Source organism: Streptomyces ziwulingensis, from assembly GCF_039542605.1.
GTDB classification, from domain to species: Bacteria; Actinomycetota; Actinomycetes; order Streptomycetales; family Streptomycetaceae; genus Streptomyces; species Streptomyces ziwulingensis.
On the sequence record NZ_BAABIG010000084.1, the window covers coordinates 139,044 to 157,244 of the forward strand.

The following is an 18,201-nucleotide window of genomic DNA, read 5'->3' on the forward strand; positions in this document are numbered from 1 at the left end:
GCCATGGCGGAACAAGAACACGAGACCACGGGCGGCGGCGAGAGCACCTTCACGGTGATCGTCGCCGCCGTCGCCAATCTGGGCATCGCCCTCGCCAAGGCCGTCGCGGGCGTGCTCAGCGGCTCCAGCGCGATGCTGTCGGAGGCCGCGCACTCCTTCGCCGACACCGTCACCGAGGTCCTGCTGCTGACCTCGCTCAGACGCAGCGTCCGGCCCGCCGACGAGGACCACCCCCTCGGGCACGGCCCCGAGCGCTACATCTGGGCGCTGCTCGCCGCCGTCGCCACCTTCGTCGGCGGCGCGGTCTTCTCGATCTACGACGGTGTCCACACCCTCGTCCGGGGCGAGGAACTCGGCGACCCGCTGCTGTCGTACCTCGTCCTCGCCGTCGCCTTCCTCCTGGAGGGCTACTCGCTGCGCACCGGCCTGAAGCAGGCGCGCGGTGAGGCGGGGCGCGCCCGGGTGCCCTTCGGCCGCTATCTGCGCCGCACCCCCGACACCGCCGTCAAGGCCGTCGTCCTGGAGGACTCCGCCGCCCTGATCGGCCTGGTGCTGGCCGCGGGCGGACTGCTCGGCGGACAGCTCACCGGCTCCGGCGGCTGGGACGGCGCCGCGTCCCTGTGCATCGGCGCCCTGCTGCTCTACGTCGCCTGGGTGCTGGGCCGGTCCAACGCCGAGTTCCTCATCGGCCGGGCGCTGCCCCGCACCACGCGGGAGCGGATCCGCGCCGAACTGCTGGCGGTGGAGCACATCGAGGCCGTCCTGGAGCTGACCACGCTCGTGCAGGGCCCCCGGGAGGCGCTGGTCGCCGCCAAGGTCGACTTCCGGGACCTGGCGACGGCGGCCCAGATCGAGTGGGCCTGCGATCAGGCGGAGACGCGGCTGCGGGAGCTGTTCCCGGCGGTCCGGCGGGTCTACCTGGACCCGACGCCGGGGTACGCGCAGCGCCGCGCGGAGGGGCTGAACCCGTGGCCGTGACGGCAGCCCCTCCCACCGGGCAGGGCTACTCGGCCAGCCCCGCCGCGGCGAGCAGGTACGCCGTCATCGGGTCGTAGTAGCGCGGGCTGAGCACATGGTCGTCGAGCGGGATCGTGACCTGGAGGGTGCCCTCGGCCTCGGCGAGGAAGAGCGCCGGGTCGTTGCAGTCGGCGTAACCGCAGGAGTCGACGCCGTGCTGCCCGGCGTACCCCGCCCAGCCGTGGTCGGCGACGACCAGGTCGGGCAGCGGCCGGCCCGCGCGCTCCAGGCCGGTGAGGATCGCCTTCATCGGCTCGCCGGAGTGCGTGTGCCACAGCGTGGCGCCGTGCTCCTGCACCGCCACGTCCGCGAACTGCACCACGTACCCCTCGTCGGTCCGCAGCCCCTCGGGGATGACGACGATCTCGCAGCCGGCGGCGCGCAGCGCGGCGGCCGTGGCCCGGTGCACGTCCAGCAGGCCGCCGGGGTGGCCGGTGGCGAACAGCACCCGCTGCCCGCCGTCGGCCGCCTTGCGCAGCCGGGCCGCCAGCCGCTCCAGCGCGTCCACGGTCAGCTCGGGGTCGATGGTGTCCTGCCCGTAGCGGTGCTCGGCGTCGTCCACGACACCGACCCGCTCCGCCATCACCGCGAGCACGTCCTGCTCGTCGGTCCAGCGGTCGCCCAGCTCCAGGCCGAGCCAGAAGTTGCGGTCGCCGTTCGCCAGTTTCCGGTAGTGCGAGAGGTTGTTCTCGCGGGGAGTGGCGACCTCGCCCGCGATACGTGTTCTGACGAGGTGTTCGACGAGTTCGGCACGGCTGGGTGTCCCGGGTATCGGCATGGCTCCCATTGTGCGGCACCCGGCCGGGCCCGCGCTTGCGCGGGCACCACCGGCCACCTGCGAGCGCCCCCGTGAACCACTGGCCGCGTTCACGCGTAGTCCTGCCACGCGGTTTCGTGCCCCGGAACACGACGAGAACACGACGAGAGGAACAGCGGAGATGTCTTCACCCCCCGAGCGGCCGTACGACCGGAGCTACGCCACCTATCCCAACGACCCGCGGATGTGGTCGGGCAACGCACCGAGCCACAACTACGGCGGGTACTCCCAGCAAGCCGACGTCGATCGGCCCGCGAGCGTCGGCACCCCCGCCCCCGCGTACGGCGGCGGCCGGACCGGCGCCGAGGCGTACTACGGCGGCACGCCCGCCCCCTCGCAAGCCCCGCCGAGTTACTCCTTCGGGGGCGCCCCGTCCTCCGCGACGGCGGCCCACGGCTCCCCGGCTCCGACGTACCCGGGGTCGGCCGGGACGCCGTATCAGTCGGGTGGGTTCTCCGCGCCCGAGAGCGAGCGGCAGTCCGCCATCGCCTTCGCGGTCAACAGCCTCGACCCCGTCACCCCCTATGTACCGGACAGCCGGGACTACTCAGCCCAGAGTTACTCCGGGCAGGGGTACTCCGGGCAGGGCTATTCCGGGCAGGGGTACTCCGGAACCCCGCAGGGTTACTCCGGCCAGGGCTATGCCGCCCAGGGTTACTCCGGCCAGGGCTATGCCGCCCAGGGCCAGTCCGGGACCACGCAACGCCACTCCGGCGGCGGCCAGGGCCGGTCCGGGACACATTCCGGCACCACGCACCGCCACTCCGGCGGCGGCCAGGCTGCTTCTCGCCAAGCCGGCAGGCGTTCCGGCCGGGGCTGAAGCCGCCCAGCCCCCGGCGGCGGGGCCGGTTCCGGTCCCGCCGCCGGGGGCTCACCTCGTCCCACGCCGAACGGAACAACGGGTCCGGACGCCGGTCGATCGGACGAAACGTACACTTCGCAGTGGCTTTTCGGTCACCCCGTGCCAATCCGGACCGGCGGTACGCGACGAAGCGGACGAAGCGTACGAAGGAAGGCAGTTCATGAGCAGCAACGAGACTCCCCGCGGCCCCGTCGACTCCTCCCGCGTCCCCCGGTACGCCGGACCCGCGACCTTCGCGCGGCTGCCCCGTCTGGACGAGGTCGGCCGCGCCGACGTCGCCGTGGTGGGGGTGCCGTTCGACTCGGGTGTCTCGTACCGGCCGGGCGCCCGCTTCGGCGGCAACGCCATCCGGGAGGCGTCCCGGCTGCTGCGCCCGTACAACCCGGCGCAGGACGCCTCCCCGTTCGCTCTCGCCCAGGTCGCCGACGGCGGCGACATCGCCGTCAACCCGTTCGACATCCACGAGGCCGTGGAGACGATCGAGACGGCGGCCGACGACCTGCTGGGCACCGGCGCCCGGCTGATGACCCTCGGCGGCGACCACACCATCGCCCTGCCGCTGCTGCGCTCGGTCGCGAAGAAGCACGGACCGGTCGCGCTGCTCCACTTCGACGCCCACCTCGACACCTGGGACACGTACTTCGGCGCCGAGTACACCCACGGCACCCCGTTCCGCCGCGCGGTCGAGGAGGGCATCCTCGACACCTCCGCCCTCTCCCACGTCGGCACCCGCGGCCCGCTCTACGGCAAGCGGGACCTCACCGACGACGCGAAGATGGGCTTCGGCATCGTCACCTCCGCCGACGTCTACCGGCGCGGCGCCGACGAGGTCGCCGACCAGTTGCGGCAGCGCATCGGCGACCGCCCGCTCTACATCTCCATCGACATCGACTGCCTCGACCCGGCGCACGCGCCCGGCACCGGCACCCCGGAGGCCGGCGGCATGACCTCCCGCGAGCTGCTGGAGATCCTGCGCGGTCTCACGTCGTGCAACCTGGTGTCGGCGGACGTCGTCGAGGTGGCCCCGGCGTACGACCACGCCGAGATCACATCGGTGGCGGCTTCCCACACCGCGTACGAACTGACGACGATCATGTCCCGGCAGATCGCCCGGGGCCGCGAGGAGAAAGAGCCGCAGTGACCCACGACCACGACCTGGAACTCCGTCCGACGCCCGCGCAGACCGAGGCGGCGCTGAACCCCCCGGCCGGCCGCAACGGCGGAGACCTGGTCGTGGAGACCCTGGCCGGGCTCGGCGCGACCACCGTGTTCGGCCTGCCCGGCCGGCCCGCGCTCGCCCTGTTCGACGCGCTGCACCGCTCCGACCTGCGCTATCTCGGGCTGCGGGTGGAGAACAACGCCGGTTTCGCCGCCGACGCCTACGGCCGGATCACCGGCGAGGCGGCCCCGCTGCTGCTCTCCACCGGCCCCGGCGCGCTGACCTCGCTGGCCGCGCTCCAGGAGGCCGCCGCCGCGAGCGCCCCGGTCCTCGCCATCGGCGGCCAGGTCCCGACCGCCGGGCTCGGCGGCGGACGCCACGGGTATCTGCACGAACTCCCCGACCAGGCCGCCTCGTTCCGGGGTGTGGTCAAGTCCGTGCACACCGTCCGCGCCGCCTCGCAGATCCCGTCCGCGATCGCCGCCGCCTGGAAGTCGGCGCTGACCGCCCCGCACGGCCCGGTCTGGGTGGAGATCCCGCAGGACGTGCTGCTGGCCCCCACCACCCTGCCGGTGGTGACCGGCGTGGACGCGACCCCCGACGAGCCCGCCCCCCGGGTGGAACTCACCGCGGTCGCCGCCGACCTGCTCTCCCGCGCCGCCCGCCCGGCGATCATCGCGGGCGGCGGGGTGGTCCGCGCGGACGCCTCCCGCAAGCTGCGGCAGCTCGCCGAGCGGCTGAACGCCCCCGTGGTCACCACCTTCGGCGGCAAGGGCGCCTTCCCCTGGGAACACCCGCTCTCGCTCCGGTCCTGGCTGGAGGACCGGCACACCACCGACTTCCTGGAGGACGCCGACGTCCTCCTCGTCGTCGGCTCCGGACTCGGCGAACTCTCCTCGAACCACCACACCTTCCGGCCGCGCGGCCGGGTCATCCAGATCGAGGCCGACCTCGGCAAACTGGAGTCCAACCACCCCGCCCTCGGCATCCACGCCGACGCCCGCCTCGCCCTCCAGGCACTCCTGGAGACGGTGGACCGGCGCCCGGACGAGACCGCGCCGGAGCGCGTACGGGACCTCCTGGAGCGGGTCCGGGCGCGCCTCGACGCCCAGGGACTCGACCTGGAGCAGCAGGTGCTGGCGTCCGTCCGCCGCGCCCTGCCCACCGCCGCGCCCTCCTTCTGGGACATGACGATCCTGGCCTACTGGGCCTGGTCCGCCTTCGACCCGGGGCGCCCCAACACCATGCACTCGGCCCAGGGCGCCGGCGGCCTCGGCTACGCCTTCCCGGCCGCCCTCGGCGCCGCCGCGGCCGACCCGACCCGCCCGGTGCTCGCGGTCTCCGGCGACGCCGGCGCGCTCTACTCCCTCGCCGAGCTGGCCACCGCCCGCCAGTACGACCTGGACGTCACCTGGCTGATCGTCGACGACGGCGGCTACGGCATCCTGCGCGAGTACCCGACCGACGCCTTCGGCCGGTCCGCGGCGACCGGGCCGACCCGCCCCGACCACGTGGCCCTGGCCGAGTCGTTCGGCGTGCCCGGCGTACGCACCACGCCGGAGACCCTGGAGAAGGACCTCGCCGCGGCGCTGTCGGCCTCCGGCCCCTCGGTGGTCGTCCTCCCGGCCGTCCTGCGGATGTTCGCCCCCACGCACCTGGGCTGAGGACCGGTCACCGCACCGCACCGCACCGCCCGCAGCCGGCCCTGCCCCCGGGACGAGGGGGACGGTGTGGGAGACGGGGAGCGGGAGGAGGACGAGGAGAGGGATGAGGACGAGGAGAGGGATGAGGACGGGGTGGGGGCGGGCAGGCGGTCGACGGCCGCTTCCGTCTGCTCGCCGGCGGGCAGGAAGACGACCACCTGCTGCCCGTCCGAGGTCAGGTCGAGCGTCTCGCGGCGCAGCCGGAGCGGGCCCCCCAACGGGTGGTCGAGCCGCAGGACCCCGCGCGGCGGGACGCCGCGGCCGGGCAGTGCGCAGGGTGGCCCCGCGAGGGCCAGCCTGTACCCGGTCTGGCTGCCGCCGCGGCGGACGCCGATCGTCGTGGTCATGGACAACGACAGCAAGCACCGGCTCGTCATCCTCGTCGGCAGCGTCCGGGAGGGCCGGTTCGGCCCGGTGGTCTCCTCCTGGGTCGCCGGACAGGCCACCGCATACGGGGCGTTCGACGTGGAGGTCGTCGACCTCGTCGGCATCGACCTCCCGCTCGCGCTGCCGGACGCCTCGCCCAAGCACGCCGGCGACGACTACCCCCGCCCGGCCGGCATGGCCCCGCTGACCTCGGCGCTCGCGGCCACCGACGCGTTCATCGTGGTCACGCCGGAGTACAACCACAGTTGTCCGGCGTCCCTGAAGGCCGCCATCGACTGGCACTACACCCAGTGGGCGGCCAAGCCCGTCGCCTTCGTCAGCTACGGCGGTCCCGCGGGCGGCCGGCATGCCGTACTCCACCTGGAGAACGTGTTCAGCGAACTGCACGCGGTGACCGTCCGCGACGGTCTCGCCTTCCCCGACTACCCGGCCGTCTGGCGGGACGGCGTCCCGCTCGACCCCGCGGTGCACGGGTACGCCAAGCTCCTGCTGGAGCAGTTGGCCTGGTGGGCGGGGGCGCTCCGCACGGCCCGCGCGGCCGCCCCCTACCCGTCGTAGGAACCGCTGCCGGAGCCGCTACCAGATCGCCTCGACCCACTCCGGGTGGTCGATGAACGGGTTGCGGTTGTGCTGGTAGGTGTCGTAGATGACCTGGTTGCGCCTCTCCTCGAAGGCGCTCGGCGGGTCCTCGTCGCTCCACTGCTTGAGCACGGCGAGCTTGCCCATGTACGGGTTGCTGCCGTTGGCGACCTTCTCGTTGGGCTCCAGGTCGGCCCAGCCGTCGCCGCCCTCGTAGCGCACGGTCATGTAGAGGATCATGCGGGCGACGTCGCCCTTGTCGGCGTCGCGCGGCTCGAAGGAGTCGGAGTCGGTGAGGCTGCCGCCGCCGCCCGAGACCGAACTGCCGCCGTTGTCGAAGTCCTTGTTGCCGCGGACGCTGTTGACCTGCACGTCGGCGGGGCGCAGGTGGTGCAGGTCGGTGCCGGGGCCGGTCGCCTCGCCGAAGTCGCCGTGCGACTTGGCCCAGGTGTGCTCGCGGTTCCAGTCGCCGAGGTCACCGCCGTTGAGGGACTTGCCGCGGGAGACACCGCTGTACAGCAGGACCACGTTGGCGCTGTTGTTCGGATCCTGGTCGGTGGCCTTCAGCGCGTCCCAGACCGCCGAGTAGGAGATCTTCGTCTGGCTGCTGATGATCGTGTGCAGCGAGGACTTGAGGCTGGTCCCCGTCTTGCCGATCGCGTTCTTGTAGTACGTCGTGTCGTAGTCGGTCGTCGTCGCCGTGGCCGGGGCGGCCGTCAGGGTGGGGGTGGCGAGGGCGGCCAGCGCGGCCGCGGTGGCGAGCGCCACCGCTTTCCGCCGCCGGATCGGGATGCGTATCGCGAGCATGTGGGGTGTCCGATCTACGCGTGTTGAACAGGTCGGTGGGATGAGGGTGGCATGGACATGTTGTAGTTGTGGTGTACATGACGTGTCGATTGCGTGGCGACGGCCCCCGGCCGTGGTGGTCGGGGGCCGTCGCGTTCAGATTCGGTGCGTAGGCGGTCAGTTCACGTCAGAAGCATCCAAACGGTAGACGGTGGAGGTGCTCTCGGAGCCAGAGCCGGAGCCGGACCCGGAGGTCGATTCGGAGTCCGAGGTCGATTCGGAGGTGTCGGCGCCGTACTCGCTCGCCTTCACGGCCGTGCCGTTCTTCCGCACCCACTCCGTGACCTCGGTGCTGAGCGAGGAGTCCCCGCCCATGCCGCCGCCCATGCCGCCACCGCCGAGCTGGATGTAGTGCAGCTCGCCGTTCTTCACCAGCTCCTTGAGCTTGGCGAGGGTCATCGCCTTGTCGCTGCCGGACCATCCCCACATGGAGATCACCGGCTCACCGCTGCTCACGATGATCTGCGCCGCGCTCTGCGAACTCGACACCGCCAGCAGCCACTCGGCGCCGTCCTGGTGCTTCTTCAGGTAGGCGATCAGCTCACTGTCGGCACCGCCCATGCCGCCGCCCATGCCACCGCCACCCATGCCGCCCTCCGTACCGCCGGGCGCGCCGGTAGCCTCGCCGGACTGCCCACCGCCCGCCGCACCGGAGCCGGAGCCGGAGCCGTTCGGGGGAGTACCGCCCGCCTCGGCCGTACCACCGGGAGGCGTACCGCCGCCCTGGGGTCCGCCCTCGGCCGAGCCGCTGCCGCCCGAGCCGCTGCCGCCCGGCATGCCGCCGCCGGGGAAGCCGCCGCCCGCCTGGCCGCCCTGTTCGGAGCCGCCCGGCAGTTCACCGCCGCCCGGGAACCCGCCCCGGCCGCCGCCCGCGCCGCCGGGTCCGCCCATGCCGCTGCCCGTCGTGGGCCCGGCCGTCGGATTCGTCCCGCCCATACCGCCGCCGGAACCGGACGGCACCGACCAGGCGTACGCCGCCGGACCCGCCACCGAGGCGACGACCGCCGCGGCGACGGAGACCGCGAGCAGCCGCACCCGCCGGCCCGAGCGGAAGAGGATCAGACCCGCGATGGCCAGGGCCATCACCACGGCGATCGCCGGCCACAGCCAGGTGTTCCAGCCGGATGCCCGCCGCAGCAGCACGATCGCCCAGACGCCGGTGACACCCAGGCCCAGCGGCAGCACCCACACCCACCGCCGGTCGGTGCGCAGGGCGCGCAGCAGCATCACGCCGCCGCCTCCGCACAGGGCCGCGATGCCGGGGGCCAGCGCGGTCGTGTAGTACGGGTGCATGGTGCCCTCGGCCATGGCGAAGGTCAGATAGTGCAGGACGGTCCAGCCGCCCCAGAGCACCAGCGCGGCGCGGGTGGGGTCGGTGCGCGGGGCCCGGCCGCGCAGCACCAGGCCGCCGACGAGCGCGATGCCCGCGAAGGGCAGCAGCCAGGAGATCTGGCCGCCGAGGACGTCGTTGAACATCCGGCCGATCCCGGCGGTCCCGGCGAAACTGCCGCCGCCTCCGCCGCCTCCGCCGCCACCGTTGCCCTCGCCGCCGAGGACCCGGCCGAGGCCGTTGTAGCCCATGATCAGGTCCCAGGCGGTGCCGTCCGTCGAACCGCCGATGTACGGCCGCTCGTCGGCGGGTACGAGGGAGACGGCCGCCGCCCACCAGAAGCTGGAGACGGCGAGCACGACGGCGGCGAGCACCAGGTGGCGGGCGCGCTTCGCCCATCCGAGCCGCGAGGCGTACACGTACACGGCGAAGACGGCGGGCAGGGCGATGTAGCCCTGGAGCATCTTGGTGTTGAACGCGAGGCCGAAGCAGGCCGCCGAGCCCAGCAGGGGCAGCAGCCGGTCGGTGCGGACGGCCCGCAGGCCGAGCGCCGCCCCGCCCACCATCAGGAGGACCAGGAGCGTGTCGGGGTTGTTGTCCCGGTTGATGGCGACGGTGATCGGGGTCAGGGCGAGCACCAGCGCGGCGACGGCCGCCGCGCCGTGGCCCCACACCCGCTGCACGCTGGTGTGCAGGATCCAGATCGTGGCCAGCGCGGCCGCGATCATCGGCAGCATCATCTGCCAGGTGCCGTAGCCGAGGACGCGGCAGGACAGGCCCATGACCATCAGCGCCAGTGGCGGCTTGTCGACGGTGAGGAAGTTCCCCGCGTCCAGCGAGCCGAAGAACCAGGCCTTCCAGCTCTCCGTGCCACTGAGTACGGCGGCGCTGTAGAAGCTGTTCAGGCCGGACGAGGAGAGGTTCCAGGAGTACAGCGCGCCCGCTAGGACGAGGATCGCCAGCAGGGCCGGCAAGGACCAGCGGGGTGCGCTCCTCGGGGGCGCCGCGGGCGGCGGTGGCGGGAGCCGGTCGGCAGGTGTGGCCGCGGGACGGTGTGGATCGGTGGCTGAGGTCACGGTGGCATCGTCCGTGGCCCGCGTGGGCGCGCACTGTGGCCTGCCTGGCCGTTGCCTGTGAATCGCGGGGGGGGGGCGCGCTCGCGCCCCGCCGCCCGCGCCCCCCGTACGCTTCACGCACCGGCCCACCCGCCGTCACCCGCCCGGCCTACGCTGACCGCCATGCGTCTGCGCCCCTTCCTCACCACCCTCACCGCCTGCCTCGCGGCGACCACCTGCCTCACCGCCGTAGGCACCGCCTCCGCCACCGCCTCCGCCACCGCCTCCGCCGGCGTCTCCGCCACGGCCGCCGCCCCCGTGAGCGCCGCCCAGCAGAGCCGGCCGAAGAACGCCTGCTCACCGTCGGTCTCCCTGTCCTCCTTCTCCGACGCCCTGGACAAGACCACCTTCGAGGGCACCTACGTCGGCAACCTCTCCGCCCTCGCCCCCGACGGCCGCGGCACCCTCGCCGCCCTCTCCGACCGCTCGTCCCTGTTCCGCCTGGACGCGAAGACGCTCCGGCCCCGGTCCGTCATGGCGCTCACCGACGAGAACGGCGCCGCCCTCGACTCCGAGGGGCTCGTGGCCGACCGGGACGGTACGTACCTCGTCTCCTCCGAGACCGAGCCGTCGGTACGCCGCTACTCCCGGGCCGGGAAGATCCTCGACCGGCTCCCCGTACCGGCCGCCCTGCGGACCGCGCCCGCGGGCCGCGCCCAGGTCAACGGCAGCTTCGAGGGGCTCACCCTGCTCCCGGACGGCCGGACCCTCGTCGCCGCCATGGAGTACGCCCTCTCCGGCGACGACGCCGGCCTGGTCCGCCTCCAGACCTGGCAGCGCGCGAAGAACGGCCACTTCCGGCTCGGCGCCCAGTACGCCTACCCCGTCGGCACCGGCCTCGGCGTCCCCGAGATCACCGCGCTGTCCGACGGCCGCCTCCTCGTCCTGGAACGCGGCTTCACCTCCGGCGTCGGCAACACCGTCCACCTCTACCTGGCCGACCCCCGCCGGGCCACGGACACCAGCGGCGTCGACACCCTCACCGGCGAAGGCGTACGGACGGTCCGCAAGACCCTCCTCACCGACCTCGCCGCCTGCCCCGCCCTCGGCGCCACCGCGGGCCAGCCCCAGCCCAACCCGCTCCTGGACAACATCGAGGGCATGGCGGTCACCGGCCGCACCAAGGACCGCCTCGACGTACTCCTGGTCAGCGACGACAACCAGAACACCACCCAGACCACCCGCTTCCTGCGGCTGCGGGTACGGGTCTGACGTCCCCGCGGGGCCAGGTCGACGGACCAGGCCCCGTTCAGGGGCCGGAAGGAGCTGACCGGGGCGCCCCGCTCACCTGCGCCAGAGGACACGTGCTCGCCGCTCGCTGCCGAAGCCCAGACCGTGGCGGTAGATCTCCGCCACCCAGTACCGACCGTCGTTGCCCCGTGCGAAGACTCCAGATTCCACGAGAAAATCCGCCTCGGCGACATCGAGCCCCACCTCAGCCAGGGAGAAGGGAACCGTGACGGGCTCGCGGACCCGCTGAAGCCGGCTCAGCAGGTCACCGATCTCCTGGCTCTCGTCCTGGATGGCGCTGATTTTGATCGTGCTGCATTCGAGCAGGGCTTTCCGCATGGCGCTGGGTACGAGCACACGATCGTTCCAGGTCGTCTGGGGAATCGAATGACGTGCGGCCTCGGCCAGGAACACCACGACATCCCTGGCCTGCACCTGGTCCTTGAAATCTCCGAGAGCCGCGGGCACCCACAGGTGGGAGCGGGCCTCTTTCGACTTCTCCGTCCCCATCTTCCAGCCCCAGACGGGGATGAGGGCGTCCACCAGCGCCTCGTAGGAAAGTTCTGCGATCTCGGACTCCGGCATGACCTTGGGCAGCGCGTCGGCATGGGCGGTGACCCACAGGGCCAACCGCAGTGCCTCCTCCGTGTTCCAGCGCAGCGCATAGGGCTCGTAGCGTGCCAGTAGCTGCTCGCTGTTCTGGCGGACCGCCCGCTTCACAAGGTCTCGGCGCACGAAGACGATGAGTCCGAGAGGACGCCCGCGCAGCGAACGAAGCCAGGCGAGGACATCGATCAGAAGCACACGCAGCGCGGTGCGCTTGGTCTCTGTGTCCAGTGACTGCAGAAGGTCTTCGAGTCCGTCCATCACGAACACCGCTCGCGACTGCTTACTGAGTTCCGTGAGCGCGGTTTCCGCGTCACGATCCGCTGACGGTTGTACGCCCGCGGCGAGAGCCAGGCACTCGAGCCAGAGCTGACGCCATCCGATGTCGTCTTCCGCCCCGAGAGTGGAAAGGCCCAAGCGCAGCCGGTCCTTGATCTGCTGGGAAGTGGCGGCCTCTCCGGCCGCTGAGCTGTGCGTCCTGGCGAACGCGTCCCTGAGATCCTGAGTCGTCAGATCATCGTTCTCAAGATTGTCCGACTCCAGAACGGGAACCACGGGCAGATCCAGACGTACGTCCCGGACGCCGGACTGCTCGGCGAACGTGCTCCAGCTTTTCGCCGCGCAGGCCTTCGCGTACATGAACGTCTTGCCCGCGCCCTTGGCGCCCACGACGAGGGCCAAGGGCGGTTCGGTGCGGTGATCTCCGAGCAGGCGGCGCAAAGGATCGGTCGCGAGGAAGCCACTGGCTGACGACATGCCCTTTCGCTCGGCGTAGATGAGTGGCTGTGCGGTTTCCGCCAGGCGCTCACGGAGCGACGGGTAGTCGACGGGATGCGCCGTCTCATCCGAGTCCGCGACCTGGGACGAGACCGGTGCGGGCACGATCGAGTCCAGCACTTCGGACACTTTGCAGCTTTCCAGTACTCGCAGCACGGCGTCCCAGGAGGAGGGCAGTGCGAGCAGTTCCTCCCGGAAGGGGCTGAGCAGCGGCTGGGAGAGGACGTCGGCGTCCACTTCACCGGTGTCGTCGGAGTCGACCCCCGCGTCACCTTCCGGCGGCCTCAGTGACGAGAGCAGCGCACTGCTCAGCTCCGCTCGTGCCTGTTCCGCCTGCGCTTCATGCACGTCCTGCCGGTACTGCGTGACAATCACCGAGCTGGCCGGGTCCTTGCCACGCAAGGCGGGAGCGCGACGTCCCAACTGCTTCAGAAGCGTTTTCGTCCCTTCCAGTGACTGGTGACTGAGCGTGGTGACGAAGACGCGCTGCACCCGCGGGTCGAGGAGGACAGGAGCCGACAGCTCGGACGCCCCGGCGCGCAGATCCACGACGACGGTGTCGGCACCGGTGCGTACGGCCAGAGCGGCGAGGGCCTCGGTCAGGAAGTACGGCGAACGCCCGGGCGTCAGCAGATCGGCCGGCTCGATGCGCGGCGGGCCCAGGTGTTCCCTCCTGCTGGTAGGGACGACGGTGACTCGCCCGCCGCCGGCGAACCGTCCGACCTGCTGATTCGGAAGGTAGGCGGCCGCGATGTCGACGGCCGTTGTCCAACCGCCGTCCTCGGAGCCCTGCAGCAGCGCGAGCAGATCCTCGTAGGAGAAGTCGAGTTGTCCGCCCTGGGCCTTGTGCATCCAGGTGATCCCTGGTGCCTCGAGGTCCGAATCGACCAGCAGCACCTTTCCGCCCCTGCGGGCGATCGTGTCGGCCATGGCGACCGCGTGCACCGTGCGGCCCACCCCTCCCTTGAAGGAGTGGAAAGCCAGAATCTGCACGTCACCCTGGAAACGCTCGGTCGCGGGGCGTTGCAGTGCGTGGGCCAACTGGCGGGTGATGTGCTTCTCGCGCAGCAGGGGCAGGCGGCGCGGCTGATCCGCGTCGTCCGGCTCACCGCTGAGGACGACGGGGATACCGGTGAAGTCGGATGTGCGCGGGTCGTCGAGCCGGAGCATGAGCGTCCCCTCCTGCCAATCCGTCGATCCGGCCCCGAACGCGCTGTTCAGCCAGTTCTCCGCGGTCCCGGCCTCGATGCCACCGGACACGACCAGTTCCAGGCCGTCCCACCAGCCGTCCGCTGCGAGGAGCCACTCCGGCCAGCGGCCGGCGGCGGCGAGGGCCGCCAGGTGGTCGTCCACATCCACCCAGGTGAACAGGTGCTCCGGGGGCGTCAGCCCTTCCAGATCCGTCAATCCGGCCACGGCCTCGTACTCTCCTAGCCCTCAGTCCCGCTCGCACCACTTGATCAAAGCCTGGAGGGCCGCTTTCGCTTCCTTCTCCCCGGCCCCGTCGAGCTTCGCACCATAGCGCCACGCCTGATGCAGGTCTGCCAGGGCGACCGACGCGCCCCCAGGTCCGTGCAGCCGACAACGTCCGAGTTGTTTGAGCACGTCGTCCAGAGCACGGGGAAGGTTGAGTTCCTTGGCCAGCTTGCGCAGGTCGTGCGTAGGTTCCAGTCCCCCCGAGTCACGAAGGCCTCTGCGGAACAGAAGCCGCTCCTTCAGGCCGCATTCGGCGGCGTAGAAGAGCAGTAGCCCCACGGTGGCCGTGTCCTTGCCCCGCGCTTCCACCGCCTCCGCCGAGGCCTTCAGCTCGTCTCTTCTCTTCCTGAGCGCTTTGCCCCCCACCTGAAGCACCATGGGGGAATCCTCGCAGGACCGGCCGGAGAATTGTTGCGGCGGGATGAAATCCCGCCCCGCCCGCGTTGGTGCCTTCCGGTAGGACGGTACGACCGGAGGGCACCTGGTGGCAGAGCGACAGGGATGGGCACGACGACTGGCGGGGTACGCCTGGCGGCACCGTCGGGACGTGGTCCTGGCTCTCGGTTCCTCCCTGGGCGGCATGGCCGTCATGGCGCTGGTCCCGCTGGTCACCAAGGTGGTCATCGACGACGTGATCGGCGACCACAGCAGGTCCATGGGGGTCTGGGCGGGCGTGCTGATCGGCGCGGCCGTCGTCGTCTACGTCCTCGCCTACGTCCGGCGCTACTACGGCGGCCGGCTCGCCCTCGACGTCCAGTACGACCTGCGCACCGAGATGTACGCGACGATCCAGCGACTCGACGGGCGGCGCCAGGACGAGCTGTCCACCGGGCAGGTGGTCGGCCGGGCCACCAGCGACCTCCAGCTCATCCAGTCCCTGCTCTTCATGCTGCCGATGACCATCGGGAACGTCCTGCTCTTCCTGATCTCCCTGGGCATCATGGCGTGGCTGTCGCTCCCGCTCACCCTGGTCGCCCTCGCCGTCGCGCCCGCGCTGTGGTTCATCGCCCGCCGCAGCCGCACCCGTCTGCACCCCGCGACCTGGTACGCGCAGGCCCAGGCCGCCGCCGTCGCGGGCGTGGTCGACGGGGCGGTCGGCGGCGTACGGGTGGTGAAGGGGTTCGGGCAGGAGGAGCAGGAGACCGGGAAGCTCAGGGAGGTCGGGCGGAAGCTGTTCGCCGGGCGGCTGCGCACCATCCGGCTGAACTCCGTCTACACCCCCGCCCTGCAGGCCGTGCCCGCCCTCGGGCAGGTCGCCATGCTCGCCGTCGGCGGCTGGCTCGCGGTGGGCGGCCACATCACGCTCGGCACCTTCGTCGCCTTCTCCACCTACCTCGCCCAGCTCGTCGGCCCGGTCCGGATGCTCGCCGTGGTTCTCACCGTCGGCCAGCAGGCCCGGGCCGGCACCGAACGCGTCCTGGAGCTGATCGACACCGAGCCCACGATGAGCGAGGGCACCAAGGCGCTGCCCGCCGACGCCCCCGCCACCGTCGAGTTCGACGACGTCTCCTTCGCCTACGACACCGACCCGGGCAAGGGACGTAACGTCCTGGACGGCCTCTCCTTCGAGATCCGGGCCGGCGAGACCCTCGCCGTGGTGGGCTCCTCCGGCTCCGGCAAGTCCACCGTCTCCCTCCTGCTGCCGCGCTTCTACGACGTCACACGCGGCGCCGTCCTCATCGGCGGCCACGACGTGCGCGAGCTGACCCTGGACTCGCTGCGCGCGGCGATCGGCCTGGTCCCCGAGGACTCCTTCCTCTTCTCCGACACCGTCCGCGCCAACATCGCCTACGGCCGCCCCGACGCCGCCGACGAGGAGATCGAGGCCGCCGCCCGCGCCGCCCAGGCCCACGGCTTCATCAGCGAGCTGCCCGACGGGTACGCCACCACCGTCGGCGAACACGGCCTCACCCTCTCCGGCGGCCAGCGCCAGCGCGTCGCGCTCGCCCGCGCGATCCTCGCCGACCCCCGGCTGCTGGTCCTGGACGACGCCACCTCCGCCGTCGACGCCCGCGTGGAGCACGAGATCCACGAGGCGCTCCGGCAGGTCATGCGGGGCCGCACCACCCTGCTGATCGCCCACCGCCGCTCCACCCTGAACCTCGCCGACCGCATCGCCGTCCTCGACGCCGGCCGCCTCGCCGACCTCGGCACCCACGAGGAACTCCAGGAACGCTCCGCCCTCTACCGGCGCCTGCTCACCGACCCCGACGAACTGGGCGGCGTCTCGCCCGGCCACACCCCGCCCGCCGCGCCGGTCGAGGACACCTCCGTACGCGACGAGCTGGACGCCGAGTTCGACGCCGAGCGCGGCATCACCCCCAGGCTGTGGACCGGCGAGCGCGCCCCGCGCGACGCGGCCCTGGCGGGCAGCCCGGCCACCCCGGAGCTGCTGGCCCAGGTCGACGCCCTGCCGCCGGCCACCGGCACCCCGGACATCGACGAACGGGAGGCCGTGCGGCCCGAGGAGTCCTACGGGCTGCGCCGCCTGCTGCGCGGCTTCCGCACACCGCTCCTGATCAGCCTCGCGCTGGTCGCCGCGGACGCCGGAATGGGCCTGCTGCTGCCCGTGCTGATCCGGCACGGCATCGACGAGGGCGTCAACCGTCTCGCCCTCGGCGCGGTCTGGGCGGCCTCGCTGCTCGCCCTGGTCACGGTGGTCGTGCAGTGGGCGGCGCAGTCCGGTGAGATCCGCATGACCGGCCGCACCGGCGAGCGGGTGCTGTACGCGCTGCGGCTGAAGATCTTCGCCCAGCTCCAGCGGCTCGGCCTGGACTACTACGAACGCGAACTGACCGGCCGGATCATGACCCGGATGACGACGGACGTCGACGCGCTGTCGACGTTCCTGCAGACCGGCCTGGTCACCGCGTTCGTCTCGGTCGTCACCTTCTTCGGCATCATGGGCACCCTGCTCGTGCTCGACGTGCAGCTCGCCCTGGTGGTCTTTTGCACCCTGCCGCCGCTGATCGTCGCCACGTTCTTCTTCCGCCGGGCGAGCGTGAAGGCGTACGAACTGGCCCGGGAACGGGTCTCCGCGGTCAACGCCGACCTTCAGGAGTCGGTGTCGGGGCTGCGGATCGTGCAGGCGTTCCGCCGCGAGAACGACGGCAACCGCCGCTTCGCGAAGCGCAGCGACGACTACCGCCGGGCCCGCGTCCGCGGCCAGTGGCTGATCTCGCTGTACTTCCCCTTCGTGCAGTTCCTGGCCGCCGCGGCGGCCGCCGCCGTACTGATCGTGGGCGGCGGGCGGATCGACGACGCGACGCTGACCACCGGCGCCCTGGTGGCGTACCTGCTCTACATCGACCTGTTCTTCGCCCCCGTGCAGCAGCTCTCCCAGGTCTTCGACGGCTACCAGCAGGCCGCCGTCTCGCTCGGCCGCATCCAGGAACTGCTGCGCGAGCCCACCTCCACCGAGGCCGCCGACACCCCCCTCGACGTGCCCGCCCTGCGCGGCGAGATCGCCTTCGAGGACGTGCACTTCGCGTACGGCGGCGAGGAGGAGGCCCTCGGCGGGGTGACCCTGCGCATCCCCGCCGGGCAGACCGTCGCCTTCGTCGGCGAGACCGGCGCGGGCAAGTCGACGCTGGTCAAACTGGTCGCGCGGTTCTACGACCCGACCGGCGGCCGGGTCACCGTCGACGGCGCCGACCTCAAGTCCCTCGACCTCGCCGCCTACCGGCACCGCCTCGGCGTCGTCCCGCAGGAGGCGTACCTGTTCACCGGCACCGTCCGGGACGCCATCGCCTACGGCCGGCCCGAGGCGAGTGACGCCGAGGTGGAGGCGGCGGCCCGCGCGGTCGGCGCCCACGAGATGATCGCCACCCTCGACGGCGGCTACCTCCACGAGGTCGCCGAGCGCGGACGCAACCTCTCCGCCGGGCAGCGCCAGCTCATCGCGCTGGCCCGCGCCGAACTGGTCGACCCCGACGTACTGCTCCTCGACGAGGCGACCGCCGCGCTCGACCTGGCCACCGAGGCACAGGTCAACCAGGCCGCCGAACGTCTCTCCGGGCGGCGCACCACCCTGGTCGTCGCCCACCGGCTGACCACCGCCGCCCGCGCCGACCGGGTCGTGGTGATGGACCGCGGCCTGGTCGCCGAGGACGGCACCCACGAGGAACTGCTCGCCCGCGACGGCCGCTACGCGCGGCTGTGGCGGACCTTCGTCGGCGCCGCCGAACCGGAGGAGCCGGTCGGCGCCGGGCGCTGACGGGGGGGGCCGGGGCCCGCGCAACCACCGCGGCGGAGCGCGCGTCCGTACATCCGTACGACAATGATCGCCGCACTGATC

12 protein-coding genes are annotated in these 18,201 nt (G+C 72.2%); 7 read left to right on the forward strand and 5 right to left on the reverse strand.

Annotation, left to right across the window (positions count from 1 at the left end; translation table 11 throughout):
* Window positions 1-3 precede the first annotated feature (3 nt).
* Window positions 4-978 carry a cation diffusion facilitator family transporter gene (locus ABEB00_RS32340; RefSeq protein ID WP_345624244.1) on the forward strand — a complete coding sequence of 325 codons (975 nt, stop codon included), beginning with the start codon at window positions 4-6 and terminating at the stop codon, window positions 976-978.
* 25 nt (window positions 979-1,003) lie between these two features.
* On the opposite strand, the gene ABEB00_RS32345 is transcribed toward ABEB00_RS32340, so the two are convergent.
* Window positions 1,004-1,795, reverse strand: a complete 792-nt coding sequence (locus tag ABEB00_RS32345) for a phosphatase (RefSeq protein ID WP_345624245.1) — start codon at window positions 1,793-1,795, stop codon at window positions 1,004-1,006.
* A gap of 160 nt (window positions 1,796-1,955) precedes the next feature.
* Between ABEB00_RS32345 and ABEB00_RS32350 the strand changes: the two genes are divergently transcribed.
* From ABEB00_RS32350 to ABEB00_RS32365, 4 genes are all read left to right on the forward strand, one after another.
* Window positions 1,956-2,654: a hypothetical protein gene (locus ABEB00_RS32350; RefSeq protein ID WP_345624246.1), complete on the forward strand. Its 699-nt coding sequence runs from the start codon at window positions 1,956-1,958 to the stop codon at window positions 2,652-2,654.
* A gap of 202 nt (window positions 2,655-2,856) precedes the next feature.
* Entirely contained in the window at window positions 2,857-3,837 is a 981-nt protein-coding gene (speB, locus tag ABEB00_RS32355; protein WP_345624247.1) for an agmatinase, read from the forward strand.
* Entirely contained in the window at window positions 3,834-5,519 is a 1,686-nt protein-coding gene (locus ABEB00_RS32360; RefSeq protein ID WP_345624248.1) for a thiamine pyrophosphate-binding protein, read from the forward strand. Before speB ends, ABEB00_RS32360 begins: the two co-directional genes overlap by 4 nt.
* Window positions 5,520-5,903: 384 nt before the next feature.
* Entirely contained in the window at window positions 5,904-6,503 is a 600-nt protein-coding gene (locus tag ABEB00_RS32365) for an NADPH-dependent FMN reductase (RefSeq protein WP_345624249.1), read from the forward strand.
* 18 nt (window positions 6,504-6,521) lie between these two features.
* Here the strand turns inward: ABEB00_RS32365 and ABEB00_RS32370 are convergent, their stop codons facing one another.
* Window positions 6,522-7,331: an endonuclease I family protein gene (locus ABEB00_RS32370; RefSeq protein WP_345624250.1), complete on the reverse strand. Its 810-nt coding sequence runs from the start codon at window positions 7,329-7,331 to the stop codon at window positions 6,522-6,524.
* A gap of 156 nt (window positions 7,332-7,487) precedes the next feature.
* Window positions 7,488-9,776, reverse strand: a complete 2,289-nt coding sequence (locus tag ABEB00_RS32375) for an ArnT family glycosyltransferase (protein ID WP_345624251.1) — start codon at window positions 9,774-9,776, stop codon at window positions 7,488-7,490.
* Window positions 9,777-9,938: 162 nt separating this feature from the next.
* On the opposite strand from ABEB00_RS32375, the gene ABEB00_RS32380 reads away from it, so the two are divergent.
* Window positions 9,939-11,027, forward strand: a complete 1,089-nt coding sequence (locus ABEB00_RS32380) for an esterase-like activity of phytase family protein (RefSeq protein WP_345624252.1) — start codon at window positions 9,939-9,941, stop codon at window positions 11,025-11,027.
* Between the two features lie 72 nt (window positions 11,028-11,099).
* Here ABEB00_RS32380 and ABEB00_RS32385 read toward each other — a convergent pair whose 3' ends face one another.
* Both ABEB00_RS32385 and ABEB00_RS32390 read right to left on the reverse strand, forming a co-directional pair.
* Window positions 11,100-13,844 (reverse strand): KGGVGR-motif variant AAA ATPase, encoded by a 2,745-nt coding sequence (locus tag ABEB00_RS32385; RefSeq protein WP_345624253.1) that lies wholly within the window; start codon window positions 13,842-13,844, stop codon window positions 11,100-11,102.
* Between the two features lie 21 nt (window positions 13,845-13,865).
* Window positions 13,866-14,282 (reverse strand): hypothetical protein, encoded by a 417-nt coding sequence (locus ABEB00_RS32390; RefSeq protein ID WP_345624254.1) that lies wholly within the window; start codon window positions 14,280-14,282, stop codon window positions 13,866-13,868.
* A 106-nt stretch (window positions 14,283-14,388) separates the two neighbouring features.
* On the opposite strand from ABEB00_RS32390, the gene ABEB00_RS32395 reads away from it, so the two are divergent.
* On the forward strand, window positions 14,389-18,120 hold the full coding sequence (locus tag ABEB00_RS32395; RefSeq protein ID WP_345624255.1) for an ABC transporter ATP-binding protein: 3,732 nt from the start codon (window positions 14,389-14,391) through the stop codon (window positions 18,118-18,120).
* Window positions 18,121-18,201 lie beyond the last annotated feature (81 nt).

What these genes read in the sequence shown, in the direction of transcription:
- ABEB00_RS32340 (WP_345624244.1), top strand. Translation starts at nt 4, where the DNA reads ATGGCGGAACAAGAACACGAGACCACGGGCGGCGGCGAGAGCACCTTC.
- ABEB00_RS32345 (WP_345624245.1), bottom strand. Translation starts at nt 1,795, where the DNA reads ATGCCGATACCCGGGACACCCAGCCGTGCCGAACTCGTCGAACACCTC.
- ABEB00_RS32350 (WP_345624246.1), top strand. Translation starts at nt 1,956, where the DNA reads ATGTCTTCACCCCCCGAGCGGCCGTACGACCGGAGCTACGCCACCTAT.
- speB (WP_345624247.1), top strand. Translation starts at nt 2,857, where the DNA reads ATGAGCAGCAACGAGACTCCCCGCGGCCCCGTCGACTCCTCCCGCGTC.
- ABEB00_RS32365 (WP_345624249.1), top strand. Translation starts at nt 5,904, where the DNA reads ATGGACAACGACAGCAAGCACCGGCTCGTCATCCTCGTCGGCAGCGTC.
- ABEB00_RS32370 (WP_345624250.1), bottom strand. Translation starts at nt 7,331, where the DNA reads ATGCTCGCGATACGCATCCCGATCCGGCGGCGGAAAGCGGTGGCGCTC.
- ABEB00_RS32380 (WP_345624252.1), top strand. Translation starts at nt 9,939, where the DNA reads ATGCGTCTGCGCCCCTTCCTCACCACCCTCACCGCCTGCCTCGCGGCG.
- ABEB00_RS32390 (WP_345624254.1), bottom strand. Translation starts at nt 14,282, where the DNA reads ATGGTGCTTCAGGTGGGGGGCAAAGCGCTCAGGAAGAGAAGAGACGAG.